The organism is Micromonospora reichwaldensis (genome assembly GCF_031845925.1).
GTDB classification, from domain to species: domain Bacteria; phylum Actinomycetota; class Actinomycetes; order Mycobacteriales; family Micromonosporaceae; genus Micromonospora; species Micromonospora reichwaldensis.
Genome location: NZ_JAVRFL010000058.1, coordinates 1 through 25,986, shown reverse-complemented (window position 1 = coordinate 25,986; position 25,986 = coordinate 1). Strand labels below are relative to the sequence as shown.

Annotated in this window: 25 protein-coding genes; 16 read left to right on the top strand and 9 right to left on the bottom strand. The window is 74.0% G+C overall.

Features of this window, described 5'->3' with window-relative positions; translation table 11 throughout:
• Nucleotides 1–53 precede the first annotated feature (53 nt).
• The 12 genes from RM555_RS29980 (at nt 54) to RM555_RS29925 (ending at nt 8,625) form a co-directional block, all read left to right on the top strand.
• Nucleotides 54–431, top strand: coding sequence for a hypothetical protein (locus RM555_RS29980; protein WP_311414862.1), 378 nt, complete (start codon nt 54–56; stop codon nt 429–431).
• Nucleotides 432–569: 138 nt separating this feature from the next.
• The gene (locus RM555_RS29975; RefSeq protein WP_311414861.1) at nt 570–1,196 is read left to right on the top strand and encodes a DUF4178 domain-containing protein; all 627 of its coding nucleotides are present in this window, start codon (nt 570–572) and stop codon (nt 1,194–1,196) included.
• The gene (locus RM555_RS29970; protein WP_311414860.1) at nt 1,196–1,702 is read left to right on the top strand and encodes a DUF2617 family protein; all 507 of its coding nucleotides are present in this window, start codon (nt 1,196–1,198) and stop codon (nt 1,700–1,702) included. The genes RM555_RS29975 and RM555_RS29970 overlap by 1 nt, the downstream gene beginning before the upstream one ends.
• On the top strand, nt 1,699–2,124 hold the full coding sequence (locus RM555_RS29965) for a DUF4247 domain-containing protein (protein WP_311414859.1): 426 nt from the start codon (nt 1,699–1,701) through the stop codon (nt 2,122–2,124). The genes RM555_RS29970 and RM555_RS29965 overlap by 4 nt, the downstream gene beginning before the upstream one ends.
• A 31-nt stretch (nt 2,125–2,155) precedes the next feature.
• Entirely contained in the window at nt 2,156–2,578 is a 423-nt protein-coding gene (locus RM555_RS29960) for a DUF350 domain-containing protein (RefSeq protein ID WP_311414858.1), read from the top strand.
• Nucleotides 2,578–3,414: a hypothetical protein gene (locus RM555_RS29955; RefSeq protein WP_311414857.1), complete on the top strand. Its 837-nt coding sequence runs from the start codon at nt 2,578–2,580 to the stop codon at nt 3,412–3,414. Before RM555_RS29960 ends, RM555_RS29955 begins: the two co-directional genes overlap by 1 nt.
• The gene (locus RM555_RS29950) at nt 3,411–4,982 is read left to right on the top strand and encodes a polyamine aminopropyltransferase (protein WP_311414856.1); all 1,572 of its coding nucleotides are present in this window, start codon (nt 3,411–3,413) and stop codon (nt 4,980–4,982) included. Before RM555_RS29955 ends, RM555_RS29950 begins: the two co-directional genes overlap by 4 nt.
• A 112-nt stretch (nt 4,983–5,094) precedes the next feature.
• Nucleotides 5,095–5,940, top strand: coding sequence for a hypothetical protein (locus tag RM555_RS29945; protein WP_396888868.1), 846 nt, complete (start codon nt 5,095–5,097; stop codon nt 5,938–5,940).
• A 72-nt stretch (nt 5,941–6,012) separates the two neighbouring features.
• Nucleotides 6,013–6,675, top strand: a complete 663-nt coding sequence (locus tag RM555_RS29940) for a hypothetical protein (protein ID WP_311414854.1) — start codon at nt 6,013–6,015, stop codon at nt 6,673–6,675.
• The gene (locus RM555_RS29935; protein WP_311414853.1) at nt 6,672–7,481 is read left to right on the top strand and encodes an SDR family NAD(P)-dependent oxidoreductase; all 810 of its coding nucleotides are present in this window, start codon (nt 6,672–6,674) and stop codon (nt 7,479–7,481) included. The genes RM555_RS29940 and RM555_RS29935 overlap by 4 nt, the downstream gene beginning before the upstream one ends.
• A 169-nt stretch (nt 7,482–7,650) precedes the next feature.
• Nucleotides 7,651–8,190 carry an orotate phosphoribosyltransferase gene (locus RM555_RS29930; protein ID WP_121397268.1) on the top strand — a complete coding sequence of 180 codons (540 nt, stop codon included), beginning with the start codon at nt 7,651–7,653 and terminating at the stop codon, nt 8,188–8,190.
• A 57-nt stretch (nt 8,191–8,247) separates the two neighbouring features.
• The gene (locus RM555_RS29925) at nt 8,248–8,625 is read left to right on the top strand and encodes an ArsR/SmtB family transcription factor (RefSeq protein WP_007454255.1); all 378 of its coding nucleotides are present in this window, start codon (nt 8,248–8,250) and stop codon (nt 8,623–8,625) included.
• A 58-nt stretch (nt 8,626–8,683) separates the two neighbouring features.
• Here the strand turns inward: RM555_RS29925 and RM555_RS29920 are convergent, their stop codons facing one another.
• From RM555_RS29920 to RM555_RS29900, 5 genes are all read right to left on the bottom strand, one after another.
• The gene (locus RM555_RS29920) at nt 8,684–9,397 is read right to left on the bottom strand and encodes a DedA family protein (protein WP_311414852.1); all 714 of its coding nucleotides are present in this window, start codon (nt 9,395–9,397) and stop codon (nt 8,684–8,686) included.
• 154 nt (nt 9,398–9,551) lie between these two features.
• Complete coding sequence (locus tag RM555_RS29915; protein WP_311414851.1) at nt 9,552–10,337, bottom strand: thioesterase family protein; 786 nt, start codon at nt 10,335–10,337, stop codon at nt 9,552–9,554.
• Nucleotides 10,338–10,455: 118 nt separating this feature from the next.
• Nucleotides 10,456–12,981, bottom strand: coding sequence for a polynucleotide kinase-phosphatase (locus RM555_RS29910; RefSeq protein WP_311414850.1), 2,526 nt, complete (start codon nt 12,979–12,981; stop codon nt 10,456–10,458).
• Complete coding sequence (locus tag RM555_RS29905; RefSeq protein ID WP_311414849.1) at nt 12,978–14,450, bottom strand: 3' terminal RNA ribose 2'-O-methyltransferase Hen1; 1,473 nt, start codon at nt 14,448–14,450, stop codon at nt 12,978–12,980. The genes RM555_RS29910 and RM555_RS29905 overlap by 4 nt, the downstream gene beginning before the upstream one ends.
• A 61-nt stretch (nt 14,451–14,511) precedes the next feature.
• Nucleotides 14,512–16,032 (bottom strand): LPXTG cell wall anchor domain-containing protein, encoded by a 1,521-nt coding sequence (locus tag RM555_RS29900; protein WP_311414848.1) that lies wholly within the window; start codon nt 16,030–16,032, stop codon nt 14,512–14,514.
• Between the two features lie 380 nt (nt 16,033–16,412).
• Here RM555_RS29900 and RM555_RS29895 point away from each other — a divergent pair, with 380 nt between their 5' ends.
• Nucleotides 16,413–16,670, top strand: coding sequence for a hypothetical protein (locus tag RM555_RS29895; protein ID WP_311414847.1), 258 nt, complete (start codon nt 16,413–16,415; stop codon nt 16,668–16,670).
• 65 nt (nt 16,671–16,735) lie between these two features.
• Here RM555_RS29895 and RM555_RS29890 read toward each other — a convergent pair whose 3' ends face one another.
• A complete protein-coding gene (locus RM555_RS29890; protein ID WP_311414846.1) occupies nt 16,736–16,948 on the bottom strand; it encodes a hypothetical protein in 213 nt (70 codons plus the stop codon).
• A gap of 405 nt (nt 16,949–17,353) precedes the next feature.
• Here RM555_RS29890 and fbaA point away from each other — a divergent pair, with 405 nt between their 5' ends.
• On the top strand, nt 17,354–18,379 hold the full coding sequence (gene fbaA / locus RM555_RS29885; RefSeq protein ID WP_132235200.1) for a class II fructose-bisphosphate aldolase: 1,026 nt from the start codon (nt 17,354–17,356) through the stop codon (nt 18,377–18,379).
• Nucleotides 18,380–18,486: 107 nt separating this feature from the next.
• Here the strand turns inward: fbaA and RM555_RS29880 are convergent, their stop codons facing one another.
• Nucleotides 18,487–19,740: an LOG family protein gene (locus RM555_RS29880; RefSeq protein ID WP_396888867.1), complete on the bottom strand. Its 1,254-nt coding sequence runs from the start codon at nt 19,738–19,740 to the stop codon at nt 18,487–18,489.
• A 257-nt stretch (nt 19,741–19,997) separates the two neighbouring features.
• Here RM555_RS29880 and RM555_RS29875 point away from each other — a divergent pair, with 257 nt between their 5' ends.
• Nucleotides 19,998–20,426 (top strand): DUF3151 domain-containing protein, encoded by a 429-nt coding sequence (locus tag RM555_RS29875; protein ID WP_311414844.1) that lies wholly within the window; start codon nt 19,998–20,000, stop codon nt 20,424–20,426.
• Nucleotides 20,427–20,511: 85 nt separating this feature from the next.
• On the opposite strand, the gene RM555_RS31120 is transcribed toward RM555_RS29875, so the two are convergent.
• Nucleotides 20,512–22,272, bottom strand: a complete 1,761-nt coding sequence (locus RM555_RS31120) for a chromosome partitioning protein (protein WP_396888869.1) — start codon at nt 22,270–22,272, stop codon at nt 20,512–20,514.
• A gap of 1,204 nt (nt 22,273–23,476) precedes the next feature.
• The gene (locus RM555_RS29865) at nt 23,477–24,595 is read right to left on the bottom strand and encodes a diacylglycerol kinase family protein (RefSeq protein ID WP_311414842.1); all 1,119 of its coding nucleotides are present in this window, start codon (nt 24,593–24,595) and stop codon (nt 23,477–23,479) included.
• 122 nt (nt 24,596–24,717) lie between these two features.
• On the opposite strand from RM555_RS29865, the gene RM555_RS29860 reads away from it, so the two are divergent.
• On the top strand, nt 24,718–25,986 hold a 1,269-nt coding region (locus RM555_RS29860; protein WP_311414841.1), incomplete at its 3' end, for an adenylosuccinate synthase.

Below are 25,986 nucleotides of genomic sequence, written 5' to 3'. Positions count from 1 at the left end.
GGGTGGGGGTGGGGAAGGGGTTAGAAGAGGGGGAGGGGTGGAGGGTGTTCGGGATGGGGCGGAAGACGGATCGGGAGCGGGAGGTCGAGGCGGCCTTCGACGAGCTGCGGCAGGCCGAGACGGTGGCGTTCGGTGGGGTGGGGATCGCCGGGACGCTGCTGCCGGTGACCGAGGCGTACCGGCGGGTCGAGGCCGCACTGGGCGACGCTCCCGAGGGCGTACGCACGCGGCTCGACCGGCTGCTCGCCGAGGGCACCCCGGCCGGGCGCGTCTACGCCGCCACGCTGCTGGAGCGCGTCGACCCGACCGCCGGGCGCGCCGCCTGGACGGCGTTGCGCGAGGACCCGGCCGAGTTCGGCACCTTCACGGGCTGCGTCATGGGCCGCACCACCCTGCGCGATTACGCCACGGACCGCCCCGACGGGCCGTAGGGCCTCGAAAAGCGGGCCCGGCAGAGGGCGGTCGCCGGGCACGTGGCGTAACCGGCCTCTCACTCCCCGACCAGGCATTTTCCCCAGGTGCGCGGGGTTGTTACCGTCTGCGCCGACGTACCTGGGGAGGTGGTCGGGTTGAGCGGAACGCTCGCGTACGTGCTGGCGGCGATGGGTTGTCTGGTCGGAGTGGCGGGCCTGGTGGTGGCCGCGGTCGCCTGGAACCGGACGCGTTCGCGCCCGCAACAACGGGCCAAGGGGCCGGGTGACCCGCTGCGGGACCGGGACGCCGACGCGCTGCGCGGTGACCCGCGCCGGCTGAAGCCCGGCGACATCGTCGAGATCCGGGGCGTGTCGTACGCGGTGCGCGGCTCGATCCGCCTGGTCGAGGGCGGCTGGAGCTGGGCCGAGCACCTGCTCGACGACGCCGGCGGCGTGCGGCGCTGGCTCTCCGTCGAGGAGGACCCGGAGCTGGAGCTGGTGCTCTGGGGAGCCGAGCAGGGCGCCACCGTGACCCCCGGCGCCCCGACCATCGACTTCGCCGGCCGCCGCTACAACTGGAACGAGTCCGGCCAGGCCCGCTTCACCGCCGTCGGCAACACCGGGCTCGACCCGACCGGCACGATGCGGTACCACGACTACCAGGCGCCCGGCGGCGCCCGGCTCTCCTTCGAGGCGTACGGGGAGGCGGGCTGGGAGGTGGCGCTCGGTGAGCTGCTGCACCGCGGCGACGTGATGATCTATCCGCAGTCCGAGGTGGGCTGATGCTCGTCACCCTCGACGCCCCGTACGTCGACACCAGCGCCGCCGACCTCAGCCTGGCGCTCGACGACGTCGAGCGGCCCGCGCTGCACGTGCTCGACCTCGACCTGCCCGACGGCGTCCGGCTGCGGCTGCGGCTGCTCGGCGCCTCGCACCAGGTGGTCCTGCACGCGCCCGGCGCGGCGCTGACCGAGACGGTCGCCTGCCTGCCCGGCCGCCCGCCGGAGCTGCCCGGTGCGGTACGGGACGAGGCGAGCGGCTACCACTTCACGGCGACCGTGCTGCGCCCCGCCGGCGCGGGGCTGAGCGAGCAGGTGGCCGCCCTCCGCGCCGGCCTGGCCGACGACCCGTACGCGCTGGTGGGCGTGTTCCCCGGCGACGCCGACGCGGTGACCGCGCTGGCGGTCCGCCCCGACCCGCCGGCCGGCACCCTCGCCTGGCGCACCTGGCACGCGTATCCACAGACCAACGAGCTGGTCCTGACCGAGACGGTGGTGGCACTGCGATGACGTACCGACGCTGGTTCGTGGTGGGGGTGGCGTTCGCCGTCATCGGCGCCCTGGTCGCCGCCTTCGCGATCTTCTACGGCAGCTTCTCGCCGCGCGGCTACGTCGAGGACAAGTACAAGCGGGCGGCGAGCCGGGACATCGGCCGCAACGCCGTCGCCTACACCTCGCCCCGTTCGCCGAGCCAGGTGGCGAAGGATGTCACCGACGCGTGGCAGCCGGCCGACCAGTACGTCGACGGCAGCGGCGTCTACCTGCGCTACGACGACGACTCGGTGGTGATCCTGCCGATCGCCGCCGGCTCGGTGATCCTGCTGGAGCGCATGAGCACCGCCTACCCCCGCTACCACTCCACGGTCGGCTCCCACTGGGGCTGGGGCCGTGGCAGCACCGTCCGGGGCGGCGGCCCCGGCAGCGGCAAGTGACGCACCGACCACCCTCACCCTGGAGCCTCCTGTGCAGACCCTCGTCACCGATCTGCTGGTCACCCTCGCCTACGGGGCGGTCGGTGTCCTGCTGATGGGCATCGGCTACGTCCTGGTGGACCTCGCCACCCCCGGCAAGCTCAACCAGCTGATCTGGACCGAGCGCAACCGCAACGCCGCGCTGCTGCTCGCCTCGAACCTCGCCGGCGTCGGCATCATCGTGGTCGCCGCCATCGCCGCCAGCGACGACGACTTCGCGCTCGGCATCGTCGGCGCGTCCGCGTACGGGATCCTCGGTCTGGTGATCATGGCGGCGGCCTTCGTGCTGCTCGACGTCGCCACGCCGGGCAGGCTCGGCGAGATCCTGGTCGACCAGCAGCCGCACCCGGCGGTCTGGGTCTCCGCCGTCGTGCACCTCGCCACCGGTGCGATCATCGCCGCCGCCATCAGCTGATGACCACGGCGAAGCAGCCCGGCGGGCCGCAGGCGGCGGTCGCGAACGCGAACCAGGGCACCTGGATCGTCTGGGCGGTCATCGGTGTGGTCGTCCTGGGCTGCGTGGGCATCGGCCTGATCAACCGGAGTGGTGGCGGCGACGACGTGCTGCCGCCGACGGCGCAGGAGCGCGGCGACACCGTGCCGATCCTGCAACGCTCCAGCGCCAGCCAGGGCATCTGCTACGGCTGGGTGCTGCGGGACTTCTACGAGTACACGGACCTCAGCGTCGGCTCGAACCTCGGCGAGGGGGTGGCGGTCGAGGAGAACGCGGCCTGCCCGCGCTGGGTGCAGGTGGTCGCCCAGGTCGCGTACACCTCGGAGAGCAGCGAGAGCAACGACTTCGCCCGCATCACGGTGGAGACCTCCGACGACGTCTCCGCCACCGCCCGGCTGCGGATGCAGAGCGGGCTGGAGCGGCTCGGGCTGACCGAGGACACCTTCGTCGACGAGCCGGGCTGGGCCGTCACCCGGGCCGCCGTCTCGCTGCCGCTGCTCGCCGCGGAGGCGGGGGTGGTGGAGCCGGCTGCGACCCCGGCGGCCGCGACGGCCGACACGCCACCGCTGCCGGACGCCGGTAGCGACCTCTGGCGGGACCGCTGGGGCTACCTGCTCGCCGCGGTCGGCCTGCTGCTGTTCACCGCGCTGCTGTTCGCCGTCGGCTTCTGGCAGCGCGGCCGGCAACGCCGCGAAGAGGCCCAGCGGCAGGCACAGGCGGGGGCCGGGATGCGGGACTTCAGGGTCGCCCGGCAGGCCGCCGCGCGGGACCCCAGGCGTACGCCGGAGGGCCGGTGACCGTCGACGCGCCGGCACCGCCCGCGCGGTGGCGGCTGTCCCGCGCGGCGGTGCTCGTCGCGGTCTTCGTCTGTGCCGCCTGCGGCCTGGTCTACGAGCTGGCCCTCGTCGCCCTGGGCAGCTACCTGATCGGGGACACGGTCGGGCAGGCGTCGATCGTGCTCGGCGTGATGGTGTTCGCGATGGGCGTGGGGGCGCTCGCCGCCAAGCCCCTGCAGCCCCGGTCCGCCCCCGCGTTCGCCGCGATCGAGCTGGCCCTGGCCCTGCTCGGTGGCCTCTCCGTGCTCGGCCTCTACGCGGCCTTCGCGTGGCTGGACCTCTACGGCCCGGCGCTGGTCGCCACCGCCTTCGTGCTCGGCCTGCTGATCGGCGCGGAGATCCCGCTGCTGATGGTGCTGCTGCAACGCATCCGGGAGCAGGCGGCCGGCAGCGCGGTGGCGGACCTGTTCGCCGCCGACTACGTCGGCGCGCTGCTCGGCGGGCTGGCCTTCCCGTTCCTGCTGCTGCCGGTCTTCGGTTTGCTCAAGGGCGCGCTGGTGGTCGGCGCGGTGAACGCCGTCGCCGGGCTCGCGCTGATCTGCACGGTCTTCCGGCGGGAGCTGAGCCGCCGGGCGCGCGTCGCGCTCGGCGCCGGCAGCGTCGTGGTCTTCCTCAGCCTCGGGTACGCGTGGGTGACCGCGCACGACTTCGAGCTGACCGCCCGCCAGCAGCTCTACCGGGATCCGGTGGTGCACTCCGAGCGCAGCCGCTACCAGGAGATCGTGCTGACCCGCTCGGTCGCCGAGACCGGCCGCGCCGGCACCGACCTGCGGCTCTTCCTCAACGGCGACCTCCAGTTCAGCTCGGTCGACGAGTACCGCTACCACGAGGCGCTGGTGCATCCGGTGCTGAACGGCCCGCGCGGCGAGGTGCTGGTGCTGGGCGCCGGGGACGGGCTCGCCGTACGCGAGCTGCTGCGCTACCCGGACGTCCGGCGGATCACGGTGGTGGACCTGGACCCGGCGGTGGTGGCGCTGGCCCGCAGCGAGCCGCAGCTGCGCCGGCTCAACGGCGGGGCGCTCGACGACCCCCGGGTCCGGGTGGTGCACGCCGACGCGTTCGCCTGGCTGCGTACCGCCCCCGACCGGTTCGACGCGGTCGTGGCCGACCTGCCCGACCCCGACGAGACGGCCACCGCCAAGCTCTACACGGTCGAGTTCTACGCGCTGGTACGGGCGGTGCTGGCCGAGGGCGGGCGGCTGGTGGTGCAGTCCGGCTCGCCGTACTTCGCGCCCCGGTCGTACTGGTCGATCGAGGCGTCGCTGCGCGAGGCGGGCTTCGCCACCACGCCGTACCACGTGGACGTGCCGTCCTTCGGCGACTGGGGTTTCCTGCTGGCGGCCCCCGGCCCGACCGCGCCCGCCCTGGCCCTGCCGCCGGACGCGCCCGCGCTGCGCTTCCTCGACGCGGCGACGCTCTCCGCCGCCGGGTCCTTCCCCGCCGATCGGGCCCGGGTGGACGTGCCGGCCTCCACCCTGCTCCAGCCCCACGTGCTGGAGTACGCCCGCGCGGAGTGGCGCGGCTACTGAGGTGCCGCCCGTGGCCCGCGATCGCCGCCGTCCCGGCGGGTCAACGCCCGTCTGACGTGCCGGACTGGCTCGACCTGGATACGGTGTGACCGCGATCTAGGGAAGGAGAATCATGGTCGATTCCCACAACACGCCGGCCCGCACCCGGCCGGGTGTGGTGACCATATCCACGTATCTGCTGTGGCTGTTCGCGCTCACGCAGCTGATCGGCCTCATCATCACGCTCTCCACCGTCGGCACCATCTCGGAGGTGCTCGACGAGGCGTACCGGGGCACCGACGCCAACGGCACGCAGAACCTGGCCGACATCACCACCATGATCACCATCGGTGGCGCTGTCTTCGTGCTCCTGCTCGCGGTCGTGCTGGCCGTGCTCGGGGTGTTCAACAACCGGGGCAGCAACGGCTCGCGGATCACCACCTGGGTGATCGGCGGCATCATGGTCTGCTGCACGGGCGGCGGACTGGTCAGCGGAGTGGGCGGCGGCATGGGCACCGGTCAGACGACCGGCGACGCGCCGAGCCCGGAGGAGATCCAGCGCCGCCTCGACGAGGCGCTGCCCGGCTGGTTCACCCCGGTCACCACGCTGCTCAGCGTGCTCGGGCTGCTCGCGCTGCTCGCCGCGCTGATCCTGCTGGCGCTGCCGAAGGCCAACGAGTTCTTCCGCAAGCCGAAGCAGGGCTGGGAGCCGCCGGTCCCGGGTGCGGCCTACCCGCAGTCCGGTGGCCAGCCCGGCTACCCGCAGTCCGGCCAGCCCGGCTACCCGCCCACGCCGGGCTACCCGCCGACGCCCGGCCAGCCGCAGTCGTCCGACCAGCCGGGCTACCCGCCGGCCGCGGGCGACCAGCCGCCGTCCACGCCGTACGGCGGGGACCAGCCGGGCCAGCCGGGGTCGAACCCGGGTGGCGAGCAGCCCGGGTCGGACCGTCCCGGACCGACCCCGCCGCCGGTGAGTTGACGGGTCGATAACAGCGACGCCGACGGTCCCTCCGAGTAGGTTGCAACCCGACGCCTACCGGAGGGACTCGTCGTGTCGCACCCCGATCGGGCACCGGCCCGCCGTCCGGCCGTCGTCACGGCGGCCGTGGCGCTGCTGGCGCTGATGGCGGTCGCCGCCCTCGCGTACGCCGCCGCCGGTGTGGCGACCCGGGGCGGCACCGTCGACCGGTTCCGTGCCGCCGCGACGGACACCTCGGCACTCCCGGACCAGATCGACGGGACGGTCACCCTGCTGGGCGTGTCCACCGTGCTGACGGCGGTGGTGAGCCTGCTCGCGGGGCTGCTCCTCGCCGCTCTCGCCCTCGGCCTGCGGGCCGGCCGGGACGGCGCCCGCACCGCGATCTGGGTGGTCTCCGGGCTGGGGCTGATCGCCGGGTGCTGCGGGCTCGCGCTGCTGGTCGGGCAGCGCGCCACTCCGCTCGGGTCGGGCGAGGACGAGCGGCCGAGGGCCGAACTCCTCGGCCTCCTCGCCGACGCCTACCCGTCCTGGTGGATTCCGCTGGGCGCGGGGCTTTCCGTCGGCCAGGTGCTCGGTTACCTTGTGGTAGCCGTGCTGCTGGCACTGCCGGCGGCGGGCGCCTGGTTCCGTCCGCGGCCCGCGTCGTCCGCCCCGCAGCACCCCGCGCCGTCACCCGTCCAGCCCCCGCACCAGCCGCCCGCGCCCCCGTACCCGCCGAGTGAGGACCGCCCGTGACGCTCGACCAGTCGGCCAGCGAGCGGCGGGCCCTGATCACCGGAGCGACCGCCGGCATCGGTGCCGCCTTCGCCCGCCGGCTGGCCGCCGACGGTTGGCACCTGGTGCTGGTGGCCCGGGACGCGGACCGGCTGGCCGCGACGGCCGCGGAGCTGACCGGGCGGCACGGCCGGGAGGTCGAGACGATCCCGGCCGACCTGTCCACCGACGACGGTTGCGCGACGGTGGAGCGGCGGCTGGCCGAGGGCCCGCCGATCGAGCTGCTGGTCAACAACGCCGGGATCAGCCTGAACACCCCGTTCCTGCGCTCGTCCGCCGAGGACGAGGCGCGGCTGCTGCGGCTCAACGTGCACGCCGTGATGCGGCTGACCCTCGCGGCCCTGCGTCCGATGACCGAGCGGCGCCGTGGGGCAGTGATAAATGTCTCTTCGGTGGCGGGGTTCGGCGCGGTCATGCCGGGTTCGACATACTCCGCCAGCAAGGCGTGGGTCACCAACTTCAGCGAGTCCGTCGGCCAGTCCGCCCGGCCCTTCGACGTACGCGTGATGGCGCTCTGCCCCGGCTACACGCGTACGGAGTTCCACGAGCGCGCCGGCATCAACATGTCGAAGACGCCGGAGTGGATGTGGCTGCGGGCCGACGACGTGGTCGACGAAGCCCTGCGTGACCTGCGGAAAGGCAAGCTGGTCAGCGTTCCCGCGTGGAAGTACAAGCTCGCCGTGGCGGGGCTGCGGCACGCGCCCCGGCGGCTGCTGGAGGCGGTGTCCCGGGACACCCGGGGCCGGATCGGCCGCGACGGCGGCTGAGCGGCGGGTCGGGGCCGGCTCATCCCGTCGACCTCCGTCGATCGTCCGATATGTCCGGCTGAACGGTCGCTCAGCGTAGCCGGCCATCGCCACCCGCCGGTCGTCCCCAGGGCTGATCCCGGTGGACCCCGCACACGACTCCCAGACTTGAGCAGTACCCTCTATCGGCATGGGGGACCACGACGACCTGCGTAAATTCATCACTGACCTGGCGGTGGTCCACGGCCGGGTGGTGCTCTCCTCAGGCCGCGAGGCCGACTGGTACGTCGATCTACGTCGCGTCACGCTCCATCACCAGGCCGCTCCGTTGGTGGGGCGCGTGATGCGTGACCTGACGGCCGACTGGGAGTACGACGCGGTGGGCGGGCTGACCCTGGGCGCCGACCCGGTGGCGCTGTCGATGGTGCACGCCGCGTCCGGGACCGACCGTCCGGTGGACGCGTTCGTGGTCCGCAAGGCGGGTAAGACGCACGGTCTCCAGCGTCGGATCGAAGGGCCGGACGTGGCCGGCCGGCGGGTGTTGGCGGTGGAGGACACTTCCACCACCGGGGGAAGTGTGTTGACGGCGGTCGAGGCCCTTCGCGAGGTCGGGGCCGAGATCGTGGGTGTGGCGGTTATTGTTGATCGAGGCGCCGGCGACGCGGTGCGAGCCGCCGGATTGCCGTATCGAGCGGCCTATACGTTGGCTGACCTCGGCCTTGTGGCGTAAAAGTCTGCCGATTCGGATCCGCCGATATGCAGGCGGATCGATGCTGCTGGTGGAAGGATGGAATACGTGGGAACTGCGTTGGCCGAAATGACTATGCCTCAGATCTCGCCGCTTGCCGGCGAGCCGATCGAACGTGCCGATGCCGAGCGTCTGGCGGGGGTCCTCAAGGCCCTCGCCGACCCCGCTCGACTTCGGCTGCTCAGCCTGATCCAGTCGGCGCCCGAGGGCGAGGCGTGCGTGTGCGACCTGACCGCACCCCTCGGCCTCTCGCAGCCGACGGTCAGTCACCACCTGCGTATCCTCACCGAGGCCGGCTTGCTGGAGCGGGAGAAGCGCGGTGTCTGGGCGTACTACCGGCTGGTGCCGTCGGCGATCGCCACGATCGCCGATCTGCTGACCCCGCCGCGCAAGCGCGCCACCAAGAAGGCGCGCTGACCTTCACCGATCGTCCGGTGCCATCCCCCACCGGGGGTGGCACCGGACGGCCGGTCGGTCAGTGCTTGCCGTAGTGCTCGCGGGTCTCCCGGATCGCCTCCTCGGCGGCGGCCCGCTCCTGCGGGGTGGTGCCACGCCTGGCGGCCAGCCACGCCCGGAGCAGTTCGACGGCGATCGGGATCACCGAGATCAGCACGATGCCGATCAGGATCATCTCGATGTTCGCCTTGACGAACGGGATCTGGCCGAGGAAATAGCCGAGCACGGTCACGCCCGTGCCCCAGAGCACGCCGCCGATCACGTTGTAGATCACGAACGTGCGGTAGTTCATCCGGCTGACCCCGGCCACGATCGGCGTGAACGTCCGCACGATCGGCACGAAGCGGGCCAGCACGATGGAGCGCGCGCCGTACTTCTCGAAGAACTCGTGCGCCTTGAGCACGTTCTCCTGCTTGAACAGCTTCGAGTTCGGCCGGCGGAACAGCGCCGGGCCGACCTTGCGGCCGAACGCGTACCCGACCTGGTCGCCGGCGATCGCCGCGATGGTGATGAGCAGGCAGACCAGCCACAGCGGGTAGGTGATGTACTTCCCGTCCGCGGTGAGCAGCCCCGCGGTGAACAGCAGCGAGTCGCCCGGCAGGAAGAACCCGATCAGCAGGCCGGACTCGGCGAAGACGATCACCAGGATGCCGATCAGCCCGAACGTCGAGATCAACACCTCTGGATCGAGCCAGCTCGGCCCCAGGGCCAGGGTGGTGGTGGGCGTCGGCACGAGGCGACCTCCGATGTATGCCGGTCGGTGACGGAACGTCCGTAGTCTAGGTGGCCGCCGGCCGGCCCGGTGCTCGACGTCACAGCGCGCGAGGCGGTGCCACCCCCCGCCTGGCAGTGACATCCGGCACCGGGGCCCGGCCCGCCGCGCCGCCTCAGCGGGGTGCGACGACGAGCGTCTGCACGGCGCCACCCACGGTGCCGTCGGCGTCGGCCAGCCGGCTCGCCGCCACGCCCGAACCGTGCGGCCCGATCGTGGTGGCCGAGTCGAGCAGGAGCCACTCGCCGCGCGGCGGCCGGTGCAGGGTCACCGTCAGGTCGACGTTCACGAACAGCCACCGGGCCAGGTCCAGCCGGGCACTCACCCCGCTGCCCGAGTCCGCCACCAGCAGCGCCAGCTCCGCAGGGCCGACGGGCTCGCCGGGCAGCAGCGGGATCCGGGGCCGTACCCACACCCGGGCCGGGCCAGGCTCGACGAACGCGCCGGAGACGAAACGCCACTGCATGGCCGACAGGTAGCCGGCGGAGTGCGCGGCGGCCCAGTGCTCCGGCTCGGTGCCCGCGTCCGGCCCCGGCACCGGTGGCCCGTCGTCGGCCGTCGCGGGCGTCGGCTCGGCCGGGGCCAGGACGCGCCAGCCCCGGGCGTGCAGCACCTCCTGCCCGCCGGCCTCCGCGACCCCCTCCACCAGCGTGATCCGGCGGCCGGCCCGGACCGTACGGACCCGCAGCGTCAGCTCCGCCACCGGCACCGGGCGCAGGATGTCCACCGACACGCGGGTGAGGAGCTGGCCGTCGACCGGGTCGTGACCGGCGAGCGCCCGGGCGAGCAGGGCCGACGGGGGGCCGGCGTGCTGGGCGGCCGGATCCCACGGGCCGGCGGTCGCCGGCGTCGACCCGAACCGACCACCGCCGGCCGGCTCGTAGAACGCCTCGTACGTCATGGCCGGCGACCATACCCGCGGCCACCGACAGCCGACGCCCGGCGGCGACGGGTGACGGCCGCCGCCCGGCGGTCACGGGCGACGGCCGCCGCCGACCGCCGTCACCCGTCGCGCGTCGTCACAGCCGGGGGTCGACCGGCTCGGACTCGCAGGCCAGGATCGCGAAGACCAGCTCGTGACGGCGCCACAGCGGAGCGCCGGCGACCATCGCGTCCAGCGCCGCCAGCCCCAGCCCGTGCTCCCGCAGCGCCAGCCCCCGCTTGCGCCCCAACGACCGGCGGCGCAGCGCGGCCAACTGCTCCGGCTCGTCGTAGCCGGGACCGTAGATGATCCGCAGGTACTCCCGGCCCCGGCACTTGATGCCCGGCTGGAGCAGCGAACCCCGCTCGGACCGGGCGGCCGGGCCGGCGTACGGCTTCACCACCATGCCCTCGCCGCCGGCCGCCGTCAGCGCCAGCCACCACTCGGTGGCCGCCGCCTCGGCGGCCGGATCGGCCAGGTCGACGACCTGGCGGCGCGTCGGTGTGAAGAACTCCGGGCCGGCGGCGCAGAGCCGGTCGGCCAGCCCGAGGTGCCAGCCGTGGTCCCGGTCGGCGTAGCTGGCCTTCGCGCCGGCCAGCACCGCGAACGGGGCCAGGGTCACGCCGCGCAGCCCGTCGGTCGGCCCCACGTACGCCCGGTAGGCGTCCGAGTAGGCCAGGATCTCGTCGCGGCGACGGGCCATCCGGTCACGCAGCTCGCCCACCGGCAGGCCCCGCCCGGCCGCCGCCTCCAGCGCGGCGAGCGCCGCCGGCAGGACGGCCCGGCCGGCGGCGCCGACCCCGGCGTACTGCTCGCGGATCAGGCCGCCCGCCTTCGCCGACCAGGGCAGCAGCTCGCAGTCGAGCAGCAGCCAGTCGGTCCCCAGCTCGTCCCAGAGCCCCGCCCCGCCGACCGCCGCGCGCACCCGGTCGAGCAGCTCGGTGTCGAGCGGTGCGCCGAAGAACGGGCGGCCGGTGCGGGTGTGCACCACCCCGCCGCCCGGGCCGAAGGGCCCGCCGTCGGGCTCCCGGCAGACCAGCACCACGGCCCGCGAGCCCATGTGCTTCTCCTCGCAGACCACCCGGTCCACGCCCGCCGCGCGGTAGTCGGCGAACGCCTGCGCCGGGTGCTCCAGGAAGCCGCCGGCCGTCGCCGTCGAGCAGGGCGCCATCGTCGGCGGCAGCCAGGCCAGCCAGCGCGGGTCGACCGCGAAGCGGCTCATCACCTCCAGCGCGGCGGCCGCGTTCTCCGCCGGCACGGTCAGCGACCCGTACGGGTGCTCGACGTGCCGTCGGCCGGTCACGTCGGTCAGCTCCAGCACCTGGTCGGGCCGGGCCGGCGCGGCGGCCAGCGGGCGGACCGGGGCGTACCACTCCCGCTCCGCCGGCACCGAGACCAGCTCCTTCTCCGGGTAGCGCAGCGCGGTGAGCCGGCCGCCGAAGACACAGCCGGTGTCGACGCAGATGGTGTTGTTCACCCACTCCGGCACGGCGGCCGGCGTGTGCCCGTAGACCACCATCGCCGAACCCCGGTACTCCCGCGCCCACGGGTAGCGCACCGGCATCCCGTACTCGTCGGTCTCGCCGGTGGTCTCGCCGTACAGCGCGAAGGAGCGCACCCGGCCCGACGCGCGGCCCTGGTACGCCTCCTTCAGCCCGGCGTGCGCGACCACCAGCCGGCCGCCGTCGAGCACGAAGTGGCTGGTCAGGCCGTCGATGAAGCCCGCCACCTCGGCCACGAAGGAGTCCGGTTCGGCCGCTAGCTGCTCCATCGTCTCGGCCAGTCCGTGGGTGAGCCGCACCTCGCGGCCGCGCAGCCGGCGCAGCAGCTTCTGCTCGTGGTTGCCGGGCACGCAGATCGCGTGCCCGGCGGCGACCATGCCCATCACCAGGCGGAGCACGCCGGGGGAGTCCGGGCCGCGGTCCACCAGGTCACCGACGAAGACGGCGGTACGCCCCGACGGGTGCGTCGCGTCCACCGGCCGGCCCCGCTCGTCGCGGCGCAGCTCCCAGCCGAGCCGGACGAGCAGTGCCTCCAGCTCGGCGCGGCAGCCGTGCACGTCCCCGACGATGTCGAACGGCCCGGTCAGCTCGCGCCGGTCGTTGAACAGCTTCTCGTAGCGGATCTCGGCGGCGTCGATCTCCTCGACGCCGCGCAGCACGTGCACCTTGCGGAAGCCCTCCCGGGCCAACAGCTTGTACGCCCGACGCAGGTCGCGCTGCATCCGGGCGAGCACGTGCCGGTTGAAGGTGCGGTCGGCGCGGCCCTCGGTGCGTTCCCACGCCAGCGCCTCGGGCACGTCCAGCACGACGGCCACCGGCAGCACGTCGTGCTCGCGGGCCACCCGCACCAGGCCCGCCCGGGCGTGCGGCTGGAGGTTTGTCGCGTCGACCACCGTGAGCCGGCCCCGGCGCAGCCGCGTGGCGGCGACGTGGTGCAGCGCGTCGAAGGCGTCGGCGGAGGCGGACTGGTCGTTCTCGTCGTCGGCGACCATCGCCCGGAACGTGTCCGAGGAGAGCACCTGGCTGGGCGCGAAGTGCCGGCGCGCGAAGGTGGACTTGCCGGAGCCGGAGACGCCGACGAGTGCGACCAGGGCCAGCTCGGGGATGTCGAGGGTGGTCACGGGTTCTCCTTCCGGGTCAGCACGACGAGCTGGGTGGGGGCGCCGACTTCGGGATCGTCGTCGCCGACCCCGCTGATCGCGGCGGTGTAGCCGTACGTGGTGGACACCCGGTCGACCCAGGCGGCGAACTCCGCGCGGGTCCACTCGAAGCGGTGGTCGGCGTGCCGGAACCGCCCGGCGGGCAGCCCCTCGTAGCGGACGTTGTACTCGGCGTTCGGCGTGGTCACCACGACCGTCGCCGGGTTGGCGTGACCGAGCACGGCGTCCTCCAACGCCGGCAGCCGGGGCGGATCGACGTGCTCGATCACCTCCATCAGCACCGCCGCGTCGTACCCGCGCAGCCGGTCGTCCCGGTAGGTCAGCGCCGACTGCCAGAGCCGGATGCGGTCCCGCTGCCGCTCGGGCAGCCGGTCCAGCCGCAGCCGCCGGGCGGCCAGGGCCAGCGCGTGCGTGGACACGTCGGTGCCCACGATCTCGGTGAACCGGCGGTCGCCGACCAACGCGGCGAGCAGGGCGCCGCCGCCGCAGCCGAGATCCAGCACGCGGCACGCACCCGCACCGGCGAGCGCGCCGAGCACCGCCTCCCGCCGGCGTGCGGCCAGTGACGCCCGGCGGGCCGAGACCCGCCCGCCCTCCCCGGTCGCCCCGTCCGCGGTCGTGCCGTCCCCGGTCGCCTCGTCCCCGGTCGCCCCGTCGGCGGCCGGCTCGTCGGTCGGGCGTCGCTCGGCCAGGCGGGCCAGGGCTAGGCCGGCCAGCGCCCGCCGGTGCGCCAGGTAGCGGCGGGTGATCATGTCGCGTTCCGGGTGGTCGGCCAGCCAGCCCTCGCCCGCCCGCAGTAGCTTGTCGACCTCGTCCGGGGCGACCCAGTAGTGCTTGGCGTCGTCCAGCACCGGCAGCAGGACGTAGAGGTGGTTGAGCGCGTCGGCGACGCGCAGCGTGCCGGTCAGCGTCAGGTCGACGTACCGGCTGTCGCCCCAGTCCGGGTGCCGCTCGTCGAGCGGGATCGGGGCGGCGGTCACCGCCCAGCCGAGCGGGCCGAACATCCGGACCGCCACGTCCGCGCCGCCCCGGCAGCGCAGCACCGGCACCCGCACCTCCAGCGGGATCGGCGTACGGGCCAGCTCGGGGCGCTCGCGGGACTCGCCGCGCAGAGCCGAGCGGTACACCTTCGACAGCGCGGAGGAGAGCAGGCTGGACGCCGCGTAGGGCCGGTCGTTGACGTACCGCCCGAGGGTGAAGCTGTCCGGGGTCGGCGCCTGCTGCCGGCCGCGGCCCCGCGCGCCGGCCAGGCGCAGCGGGTCGACGTCGAGCAGCAGGGCGGCGGTGCAACGCTGCTCGTCCGCCTGCGGGTAGAACACGTGCGCGGTGCCGACCGGCACGTCGAAGGCGTGCGTGCGGTCGGGGTGCTTGACCAGCAGGTGCCCGAGGTCGGTCGCCGGCTGGTGCGTGGTGGTCAGGGTGAGCAGCACGCGCCCATGGTCCCAGTGTCTTCGATCTTGCGTCGTCCCGTTTTCCCGCGATCCGGGTCGATCAGGCGACGAAGCGGGTCCTGCGGCGCCTGGTCAGCACGTAGCCGCCCACGCCCGCGACGAGCAGCAGCCCGCCGACGCCGGCGATCAGGCCGGTGGACCCGCCGGTGATCGGCAGGGTGCCGCCGTCACCGTCGTCGTTCCCGCCGCCCTGGCCGCCGGTCGCGTTCACCAGGATCCTGGCGGTGTCGTTGGTCGGGTTCTCGTCGCTGATGTGCAGCCGCACCTCACCGGTGTGGCTGCCGGCCTTGTCGATGCGCAGCGTGAAGGCGAACTCCACCTTCTCGCCCTTGCCGACCCGGCCGGTCAGGGAGCATCGATAGGCCGAGGCTCCCGGCTCGCCCGGCTCACCCTCGCCGCTCGCGTTGCTGACGCAGGTCTTCGGGGCGCGTACGGCGGTGACACCCTTCGGCAGCGTGACGGTGGTCGAGACCATGACGTCCGGGCGGCTTCCGATGCCGACCGCCGCCGGGCCGTGGTTGACGTAACCGAAGGTCACCGGGACGGTCCTGCCCACCCGGGCGTCCACCTTCGCCCCGAGCGCCGCCACGTCGGCCCGCTGGTCGCCGGTCACCTGGAGCTCGATCCACGTCTGGTTGTCGTACGGGTCGACATCGGTCTGCGCCGAACGACGCGTGGTGACGGGCCGCAGTTCGAGCTTGCCGTCGGTGCCCCCCGGCCCGAGATCGTCATCCACGTTCGTGTGGGCCTTGTACTCCTTCCAGTCCGCCGGGGTGAACCAGAACGCGGAGCCGGAGTAGGCGGCGGGAGCCCAACTGTCGGCCGGCACGGTGAAGCCGAAGCTGGAGTCGAGCGCGGCGGCCTCGTGCGGCGCGATGACGGTGTCGAACGTGCAGACGAACGGGTTGGCCCCGAACGCGCCGCTGGCGTACCGGCAGTTCTCGTATCGCTGCGAGGGGCGGAGCCCGTAGCCGGCGGAGACGAACAGCACCGCACCGCGGGCGGCCGTCTCGCCCCGGTTCTCCAGGGTGAGCGGGGCCTTGAGCGTGCCGCCCGGGGCACCGGTCAGCTTCAACGAATAGGCGGCGGCGAGATCCACACCCTCACCGACGGCGACGGTCGAGCGGAAACTGCCGGAACCGGAACCGGGCGCGGTGACGGTGAACGCCAGCTCGCCCTCCTGGTCCGGCCTGGCGCCGTCCTTCGCCCGCACCGACAGCTCGACCTGCACGGGCGGGTCACCATCGCCGAGGTCGGGGACCCTGCACGTCAGGATCACGCCGGCCTCGGTGCAGACGCCGGCGGGGGCGGTGCTCCGCACGTCGGCGAACCCGGCGACCTCGCTCCGGTCCACCTTCACGACGATGTCGTCGGACCACTCGATGCCGAGGGCGGAGAGGGTCACCCACTTCGTCGCGCCGCCGGGGGCGACGATCACGTCGTTGGCACTGAGCTTGAGGCTCCCGGTCGGAGCGGCGGAGGCGGGAATGGCGGAGGCTGCGACCAGCGCGCCTGCGACGCCCAGCCCGGCCAGCCACCGCCGGGTGGAGTGCGTGAGCATGTGGGGGTTCCTCCCGTGCGATGCCCGGAGCGGTCAGTAAATCCTAGAAATCCCTGAGCATCCTCGCTGCCCGCCTCGCCGGCGACGGCCGAACATCGACCGAACGGCTGCCCAGGACCGCCGCAACGTTCCGATCGCCCGGATCCGTCATCAGGGGCAGGAGCCCGGGAGGTGCAGTGACGTACGAGGAATTCGCCGACTCACGGCTGGCCGCGCTGCTGCGGTACGCGGTCATGCTGACCGGCGACCCAGCGGCTCGACGGTGCCGCCTCCGTTGACCTGCTGCGACAGCGGCGGGGACTGCCCGAGGGCGGTCTCGACCGGGACGGCACGCGCAGATCTTCGCCGCCGGGCTGATCCGTCGGGCAGGTGAACAGGGGGTGCTGACCAGCCCGGTCAGGCTCCTCGCCCTCGTCGACGCCGGCGGCCCGTCTCTCGTGGACCTGCTGCGGGTGCTTCCGGGTCTGGCGTCCGTCGACCCGGTCGGGCTCAGTCTCCCGGTCGGGCCGCCGGAGGGCCTCGGCCGGCGGCTGACACCGGACCCGGAGGAAGCTCCGGAGTTCCTCGCGGCGCTGCGCGAGGACCGGCTGGCGCAGTGGGCGGCGCGGCATCCGGAACGGGTCAACCGCACCCGCTGACGCGGGGGCCGGACGCCGCCGGGGTCGTCCGGCGGCGTCCGGCCCACGTACGGCCCACGTACGGCTCAGCGGTAGTCGTCCTCGTCGGCGGCGACCACCCGCGCCTGCTCCATCGCGTCCCAGTCGTCGACCTCCAGGCCACGGTGCGGCTCGGTGTCGGCGTCGCCGGGGTCGATCGCGGCGGCCTGCTCGATCGCGTCGGCCGGCTCCGCCTCCATGTCGCGTTCCTCGGGGCTGAGGTGGTCGCTGGGTGCGAAGTCCTCTTCGGGCTGACCCATATCAGTCCCTCCCGGGATCTCAGCGGACAGTTCCCCACACACCGTACGGGTTGCGCCCGCCCGCCGCTCGGAAGCCGAGTCGACCGAATCGACCCACCGGCCGCCGCCCCCGGTGCCAGGATGGGACGGTGGGCTTCCTGATCCGGTCGGCGACCACCGCCGTCGCGCGGCCGCGTCCCGGGGTGCCGTCATGCTGGCCGTGGCGACCTGGCTGATCGGCGTCTTCCGAGCCCGACAGGTGGGAGGGGCGGCGGGGCGGTGGCCAGGGACCGGGCGCGTACCGGGTCGGTTGTGCCGGCACCGGTCTTCTACGGGATACTGCCGACGGTGGACAGCGCGGTCCGGCGCACCCAGGGACAACAGCGGCCGGTGACGGCCGACAGCGGTAAGTAAGGAGCGTTCGACATGCCCATCGCTTCCCCCGAGACCTACGCGGAGATGCTGGACCGCGCCAAGGCCGGCCGGTACGCGTACCCCGCGATCAACGTGACGTCCTCGCAGACCCTGAACGCGGCGCTGAAGGGCTTCGCCGACGCGGAGAGCGACGGCATCATCCAGGTCTCGACCGGTGGTGCGGAATACCTCTCCGGCCCCTCCGTCAAGGACATGGTCACCGGCGCGGTGGCGTTCGCCGCGTACGCGCACGAGGTGGCCAAGAAGTACCCGGTCAACATCGCCCTGCACACCGACCACTGCCCGCAGGAGAAGCTGGACAAGTTCGTCCGGCCGCTCATGCAGATCTCCAAGGAGCGGGTGGCCGCCGGCCAGGAGCCGCTGTTCCAGTCGCACATGTGGGACGGCTCGGCCGTGCCCGTGGCGGAGAACCTGCAGATCGCCGCCGAGCTGCTCGACCGGGCCGCCGAGGCCAAGATCGTCCTTGAGATCGAGGTCGGCGTGGTCGGCGGCGAGGAGGACGGCGTCGAGAACGCCATCAACGACAAGCTCTACACCACCGTCGAGGACGGCCTGGCCATGGTCGAGGCGCTCGGCCTGGGCGAGAAGGGCCGCTACATGGCGGCGCTGACCTTCGGCAACGTGCACGGCGTCTACAAGCCGGGCAACGTCAAGCTCCGCCCCGAGATCCTCAACCAGATCCAGGAGGCGGTCGGCGCCAAGTACGGCAAGGAGAAGCCGCTCAGCCTGGTCTTCCACGGCGGCTCCGGCTCGCTGCTGTCCGAGATCCGCGAGGCGCTGGACTACGGCGTGGTGAAGATGAACATCGACACCGACACCCAGTACACCTTCACCCGGCCCGTCGCGGACCACATGTTCCGCAACTACGACGGCGTGCTCAAGGTGGACGGCGAGGTCGGCAACAAGAAGCAGTACGACCCGCGGGTCTGGGGCAAGGCCGCCGAGGCCGGCATGGCCGCCCGCGTGGCGGAGGCCTGCGAGCACCTGCGCTCGACCGGCACCACGCTGGCCAAGTGACGCGCTGACCTGTACCGCCGACGGCCGGCTCCCCACCCGGGGGCCGGCCGTCGCTTTGGTTAGGAAGGGCACCTTGCACATCGGAATGCGATAGGAAGGTGCCCTTCCTAACCGGTGGTGAGCACCCGGACCGCCTCGTGGACGTCGTCGGTGAGGTGCACGGAGGACGACAGGTCGCCGAACGGCGAGGCGCCCAGCAGCGGCCGCAGCAGCGACTCCACCGGAAGCTCGTCCGTCCAGTACGCGCGGTCCAGGAAGACGTACGCGCCGCTGGCCCCGTCGGTGCCGTAGTAGGTCTTCGTGGCGGCCTGGAACACCTCCTGCACCGTGCCCGCCCGGCCGGGGGCGAAGACGATCCCGCCCCGGGCCAGCCGCAGGATGGTGTCCTCGCGGATGGCGTTGGAGAAGTACTTGGCGATCCGCCCCGCGAACAGGTTCGCCGGCTCGTGCCCGTACAGCCAGGTGGGGATGGCCAGCCCGCCCGCGCGCGCCCAGTCCACGTCGCCGGCGGCCAGCGCGGCCGAGTCGGCGCGGGACACGCTGCCGGTGTCGGCGTCCCGGGGCCGGGGCGGCACCACCGGCTGGCCGTAGCGCTCCCGGACCAGCAACGCCGCCGCCGTGTAGCGGTCGTGGTCGGTGAAGTCCGGGGCCCCGGCCAGCAGGTCGATCGCGGCGTCCAGGTCCTCGACCGGCCGCAGCGCGAGGTGGGCGCCGAGGTTGGCGGCCTCCATCACGCCGGGGCCGCCGCCGGTCACCACCAGCCGGTCGGCCCGCGCCAGCTCCCAGCCCAGCACCGCCGCCATCCGGTACGGCGCGCTGCCGCGCGGCACCGCGTGCCCGCCCATGATGCCGACCACCGACTGCGGCCCGTGGGTGGCCAGCCAGGCGCGGGTGGCGTCGGCCAGCGCGTTGTCCACGCCGTGGTCGTGCAGCCGCTGACCGAGCGCCTCCCGGACGTCCGGCAGCGCCCCGCCGTGCGCCCGGAAGTGCTCGTAGACGCGGGTGTCGTACATCCCGGCGAACCCGCCCTCGGCGAAGCCGGCGGCCAGCTCCTCCGGGGTGTAGAGGTGGGACGGCTGGGTCGGGTAGGGCAGCCCGGAGAACGGCGGCACCACGTTCGCGCCGCGCCGGACCAGGTCGGCGCCGACCTCCCGGGAGGCGAAGCGGCACCCCACGAAGAGGGTGCCGGTCACCTCGACGGCGGTGAGGTCGGGGACGGGATCGAGGTCGAGCCGTAGCCCCTGCACGGTCAGCCCGACGAGGCTGCCGGTGGTCAGCCGCCGGTCGAACTCGGCGCGGGTCTCGATCTCGTCGGTGCAGGTGTGCGGCTCGATGACGTCCGCGGGAGGTGGGGTCGGCACCCTGGCCATCCTGCCCCGCCGGGTCAACCGGCCAAACCTGTGGGCTCTTCCCCTGCGCTGGACCGATGGGAGCCCGGCGGCCGTGACCACCGGGCTCCCGCGGTACCGGGTCCTGGGGAGGCTCCCGACCAATAGTTGTAGTCGAAAGCATCGGCCCGGGGCATGGGCCGCAGGCGTGACCAACTCCTCAGCCGTTCAGCCAGTCGGCTCGCCCAACCCCCTCGCGCGCCCAGGGGCGAAGCGGGTTGAATGGGGCGATGCAGAACCTGTTGCCGGAACCACCGGCCACTCTCCTCCCCGCGCACGACGAGGCCGACGCCGCCCTGGGCGCCGCCGAGCAGGCCGGCAGCGACGAGGCGTACGCCCAGGTGGCGGCGCGCTTCCCGACCTACAGCGCCGGCTGGGGTGCGCTGGCCGCGCGGGCTTTCGCCGCCGGCCAGGTCATCCCGGCGTACGCCTATGCGCGCACCGGCTACCACCGGGGCCTGGACCAGCTGCGCCGCAGCGGCTGGAAGGGATTCGGTCCGGTGCCGTGGTCGCACGAGCCGAACCAGGGTTTCCTGCGCTGCCTCTACGTGCTGTCCCGGGCCGCCGACGAGATCGGCGAGGCGGACGAGGCGGCCCGCTGCGCCCAGTTCCTCCGCGACTGCGACCCGGCCGCCGCGGACGCGCTCGCCAGCAACTGACGTCCGAGCCGACGGCCGGCACGGCGTCAGTCCCGCCGGCCGTCGGCTCGTCCGAACCCACCATCCCGCCGCGCCTAACGAGTGGCTACAGCCCTTCCGCGACGGCGGCGGCGATCTTCAGCCAGGCGTCCCGGGTGGCCGCGGAGAGCCCTCCGTACCGGATCGGCTCGCCGGTGTCGATGAGCCGCTCGTACGGCGCGAGCAGCACCGCCCGGGTGCGCGCCGCGAAGTGCTCCTGGATCGCCGGCAGGTCGATCTCCTTGCGTGACGGCGGCATGGAGACCACGGTGACCGCCTGCCGTACCAGCCGCTGCCGGCCGCTCTGCTCCAGATGGTCGAGCATCCGGGCGGCCGTCTCCGCCGAGTCGTTGCGGGCCGACATGGTGACCACCAACTGGTCGGTGGCGTCCATGGCGGCCTGCCAGTTCTGGGCCCGGACGTTGTTGCCCGTGTCCACGAAAATCAACTTGTAGAACCGGCTGACCACCTCGCGGATCTCGGCGAAGGCCGCGGCGGTGAGCATCTCGCCGCCCGTGGCCGACTCGTCCGAGGCGAGGACGTCGAACATCCCCTCGCCCTGCGAGCGGACGTACTGCGACAGGTCGCCGACCCGCCCGTGCGCGCCCTGGAACTGGTCCAGGTCCCGCAGCATGTCCCGCACCGTACGGGAGTGGAAGTCCTGCTGGGCGCGCATCCCGAGGGTGCCCTGAGTCTCGTTGTTGTCCCAGGCCAGCACGTAGCCGCCGCGCTTCTGGCCGAACGTCATCGCCAGCAGCAGGATGGCCACCGTCTTGCCGGCGCCGCCCTTCGGGTTCACCACGGTCACCTGGCGCAGCCCGCCGAAGTTGCGGCGTACCGTCTCGATGTCCCGCCGCATCTCCTGCTCGTGCCGCCCTGGCGGCAGCCGCAGCCCCATCCGGTTGGCCACCGCCCGTACGCCCATCGTGGCCACCGGGTCGGCGGGCCGGACCTGCCGGCGGCGCGCGAAGTCCTCGGCTGTCGGCGGGTCGGTGATCGCCGGGCGCCAGTTCGGGTCGGGCTGTGCCGGCGGCACCGCGGTGACCCCCTCCGCCGGCTGGTACGCCTGCTGCGGCGCCGGGGCGTGGCCCACCGGGGCGGCCTGCTGCCAGGGCGGCGGATACCAGCCGGGCGGATACCAGCCGGGCGGGTACGGCCCGGGCGGGGTCCCGCCCTGTTGCGCCGGGTAGGGCACGGGCGGCGCGGACCGCTGTGCCGCCACCGGGTCGGCACCGAAGCTCTGCTGTGGCGTCGCCGCGTCGCGTCCAGGGCTCGGCGCAGGGCTCGGCGTGGGGCCGACCGGCACGCCCTGTCCAGCCGAATCGCGCGGGAACGGCACCTGGGGCGCACCCGCCTGGGGCGGGGCCTGCCGGAGTGGGCCCTGGTCGGCCGGACCCGGCGGCGGGAGGGCCTGGTCGGCCGGGCCTGGCTGGGCCGGTTGCTGAAGGTGAAGGGTCGGTCGGAGCGCGGCGCCCTGGTGCGTGGGCGCGGGATCGGTCGCGCCGGGTCCCGGCCCGGGCTCGACGGTCGCCGTGGCCGGCCGCTGCGGCGGCTGCGCCCACGGCGACTCGGCCGGCATCCGCACCCCGCCGCCGTTGGTCTGGCCGCCGCCCGTCGCCGTGCCGCCGGCACCCCCGTTCGCGGGACCATCGGCACCGTCATTCGCGGGACTCTCGGCACCGTCATTCGCGGTGCTGCCGGGACCGCCGTTCGTGGAACCGTCGGCATCCCCGCGCGTGGGGCCGCCGGCACTGCCGTTCGCCGGGCCGCCGACACCGTCATCCGTCGGGCCGCCGGTACTGCCATTCGCCGGACTGCCGTTGGTCATGTCGCCGGTTCCGTTCCCGCCCATCGTCGGCGAGCCGGCCGTCGGGGCGTCGCCGGTCCGGCGAAGGCCGTCAGCCCCGGCGGATCCGCCGGGCCCGGGCGCCGCGCCGTGGGGCGACAGCCGACCACCCGGGAAGGCGTCGGCCGTGGGGGCCGGCGAGGCATTGTCCTGCCGCTTGGCGAACCCCTGGTCCGGCTCGCCCGGACCCGTGTCGGTCCGGGCGGTGCCCACGGGCTGCGGGGACGCCACCGGAACGGGTACGGCCGGCTGGTCGAGGCTGAACGGCATGTCGAGGTCGACCCGGGCGGGCCCGGTCTGCGGAGCCCGAGGAGCGGGCACGCCGTCTCCGGTGGCCGCCGACGGACCTCTGCCCACCCCGACCGTCATACGGTCGCCGGCAGGGCCGGGGACAGGCGGGCCGACCGCGCCGATGCCCGGGCCCAGGCTCGGGCCAGAGGTCGGGCTCGGGGTCGCGCCTGAGGTCGGGCTCGGGCTCGGGGCCGGGCCCGGCGGGACCGTCGGGCCCGTGGGAGTGTTCGGCGTGGCCGGTGTGGCCTGCGCGGTGGGCGTCGGCGGTGCCCAGGCCGCGGCGTCCGGCACCCATCCCGACGTCGTGACCGGTGGGGGACCAGAGGCGTCGACCGGCGGATGGGCCGGGGCCCCGGTCGCTGGGTGGTCCGAGGCGGCGGCATGCGGAGGCCCAGGGGCCACGGCCGGTGGAAGCCCCGGGACTGCGGTGGGCGGAGGCCCCGGGACTGCGGCCGGTGCCGATCCTGGGACTGCGGCAGGTGAGGGCCCCGGGACTGCGGCCGGTGGGTGGCCCGGGAGTGCGGGTGGTGGGGGCGACCAGCCGGTGTTCGCGCCCTGCGGGGCGGTCGCCCCCGCGTCGGGGAGCGGCACCCCGTGCAGGGACGGGTAGTCGGCCGGCGAGGGCGGGTGACCCGGCCGGCCCTGGGGCGGGACGGGGGACGGGGGCGCGGCGGTCGACGCCCAGGGCGGTGTGTCGGTGCCGTCGATCTGCTCGGGCGGCCAGAGTGGTTCGATGTCCCGCTCCGGCATCGGCTGCTGGCCGGGCCCGTGGACCCGGTCGACGTTCTCGTCCACCACGGTTCCTCCCCATTCCTCCTGCCGAGGATAGGCCCAGTGACCGCGCCGGGCCGGCCGTCGCGGGCCGGCCGCGTCGGTCGCGTCGGGGACGCCGAGGTCAGCCCGCCCAGACCGCCCAGGCGCCCGGCTCGGTCCACCAGGACCGCTTCCGGCTCAGCTCGCCCTCGGCCCCGTCGTCGAGGAACGGGACCTTCCCCTCGCGGGGCAGCACGGCCACGGCCCGCCCCCGGGCGCGTCGTACCTCCAGCCGGACCCGTTTCCTGCCCAACGTCGAGCGGGTCACCACGGGAACGGCGACCGCCACCTCGACCAGCCCGTCCGTCGGGTCCGGGTCGCCGAGCAGGGCCACGTCGTCGAGCCGGGCGTACCCGCCCGCGTTGCCGATCGCGCAGGCCAGCAGCGGATCGTCACCGTTCGAGAGCACGGCGTCGTCCACCTCCACCCGCCCGCGCCAGTGCAGCGGCCGGCCGCTGTCGTCGGCGGCGCCGAGGAGCGCGCCGTCCAGGGTCACCGAGCCGCCGTCGTTGCGCAGCAGGTCGAGCCGGCGGGGCGTGCCGTCCAGCACCGCGGCGGCCACCGCCGCCGGGTCGCGGGGCAGCCCGAGCTGCGCCGCCAGGTCACGGTGCGTCGTGCCCCGTGCCGGATCGAGCGGGAGTACGCCGATCGGCGGCAGGTCCGGCACCGTCCGGTTGCCGGGCAGGTCGTCGGGGCGGCGGCTGGGCGGTGGAGCGTACCGCCGGACGAGCCGGCGCACGACGGCGCGCAACTGGGCGTCACTGGCCGAGGCGACCACGAGCCGGGCCTTGGAGTCCGGGTCGGGCCAGGTGAGGCCGTCCGGGCGGGGCGGGCCGTCGAACCGGGCCAGCACCTCGTCGATCTCGGCGTCGGAGCGGGCGGTGACCGTCTCGACCCGGGCGCCCCGGGCGGTGAGCGCGTCCGCGCAGGCCAGCACCGGCACCCGCGGGGTGTCGCAGCGCCCGTCGGCCGTAGCGCCACCGGCCGCGCAGGCGTCGGCCATCGCGCCGCTGGCTGTCGTGCCGCCGTCGATCGTGCTGCCGGCTGTCGTGCCGCTGGCGGGGGCGTCGGCGTCGGTCGTGCCGGCGGCGGCCGGGACGGCCCGCTCCTGAGGCGCCGCGCCGCAGCAGCCGCCGCTGCCGCAGGCCCCGCCGGACGCGTCGCGGTCCGAGCCGAGGGTGAGCAGCACCACGTCGTACACCGAAAGGCCTCCTGCCTCCCGACGCGACCCCTGCCGGCCGCGCCGCCACTACTTGTTAGCCTGACACCCCGGGCTCGCTGACCGGTCGCCACCTGGCACCCGAGCCTTCTGGAGGCGAAGAGATGCCAGCGATCGTGCTCCTCGGTGCCCAGTGGGGCGACGAGGGCAAGGGCAAGGTTACCGACCTGCTGGGTGGGCGGGTCGACTACGTCGTGCGCTACTCCGGCGGCAACAACGCCGGCCACACGGTGATCACGCCGGACGGCCAGAAGTACGCGCTGCACCTGATGCCGTCGGGCGCGCTCTCCCCGAGCGCGATGATCGTCATCGGCAACGGCGTCGTGGTCGACCCGAAGGTGCTGCTGGCCGAGATCGACGGGCTCGCCGAGCGCGGTGTCGACGTCAGCCGCCTGCGGATCTCCGGCGACGCGCACCTGATCATGCCGCACCACCGGGCCCTCGACCGGGTCGTCGAGCGCTACCTCGGCAGCTCCCGCATCGGCACCACCGGCCGGGGCATCGGCCCCGCGTACGGGGACAAGGTCGCCCGGATGGGCATCCGGCTGCAGGACCTGCTCGACCCGGGAATCCTGCGCAAGAAGCTGGAACTGGCGCTGCGCGAGAAGAACCAGCTCCTGTTCAAGGTCTACAACCGCAAGGCGATCGACGTCGAGGAGACCGTCGAGGAATACCTGCGGTACGCGGAGCGACTCAAGCCGTACATCGCCGAGACCCGGGTCATGCTCTGGGACGCGCTGGACCGCGGCGAGACGGTCCTGCTGGAGGGCGCCCAGGCAACCATGCTCGACATGGACCACGGCACGTACCCCTTCGTGACCTCGTCGAACCCGACGGCCGGCGGGGCCTGCGTGGGCGCCGGCATCCCGCCGACGGCGATCAGCAAGGTGATCGCGGTCAGCAAGGCCTACACGACGCGCGTCGGCTCCGGGCCGTTCCCGACCGAGCTCTTCGACGACAACGGGCAGCACCTGCGCAAGGTCGGCCACGAGTACGGCACCACCACCGGCCGGGAGCGCCGCTGCGGCTGGTTCGACGCCGTCGTCGCCCGGTACGCCTGCCGCCTCAACGGCGTCACCGACCTGGTCGTCACCAAGCTGGACGTGCTCACCGGCCTGCCGAAGGTGCCGATCTGCGTCGGGTACGAGATCAACGGCGAGCGCTTCGACGACATGCCGATGACCCAGACCGACTTCCACCACGCGACTCCGATCTACGAGGAGCTCGACGGCTGGTGGGAGGACATCACCAAGGCGAGGACCGAGGACGAGCTCCCGGAGAACGCCCGCCGCTACGTCGCCCGCATCGAGGAACTCTGCGGCACCAGGGTGAGCGTCGTCGGCGTGGGCCCGGGCCGCGAGGAAAACGTCCTC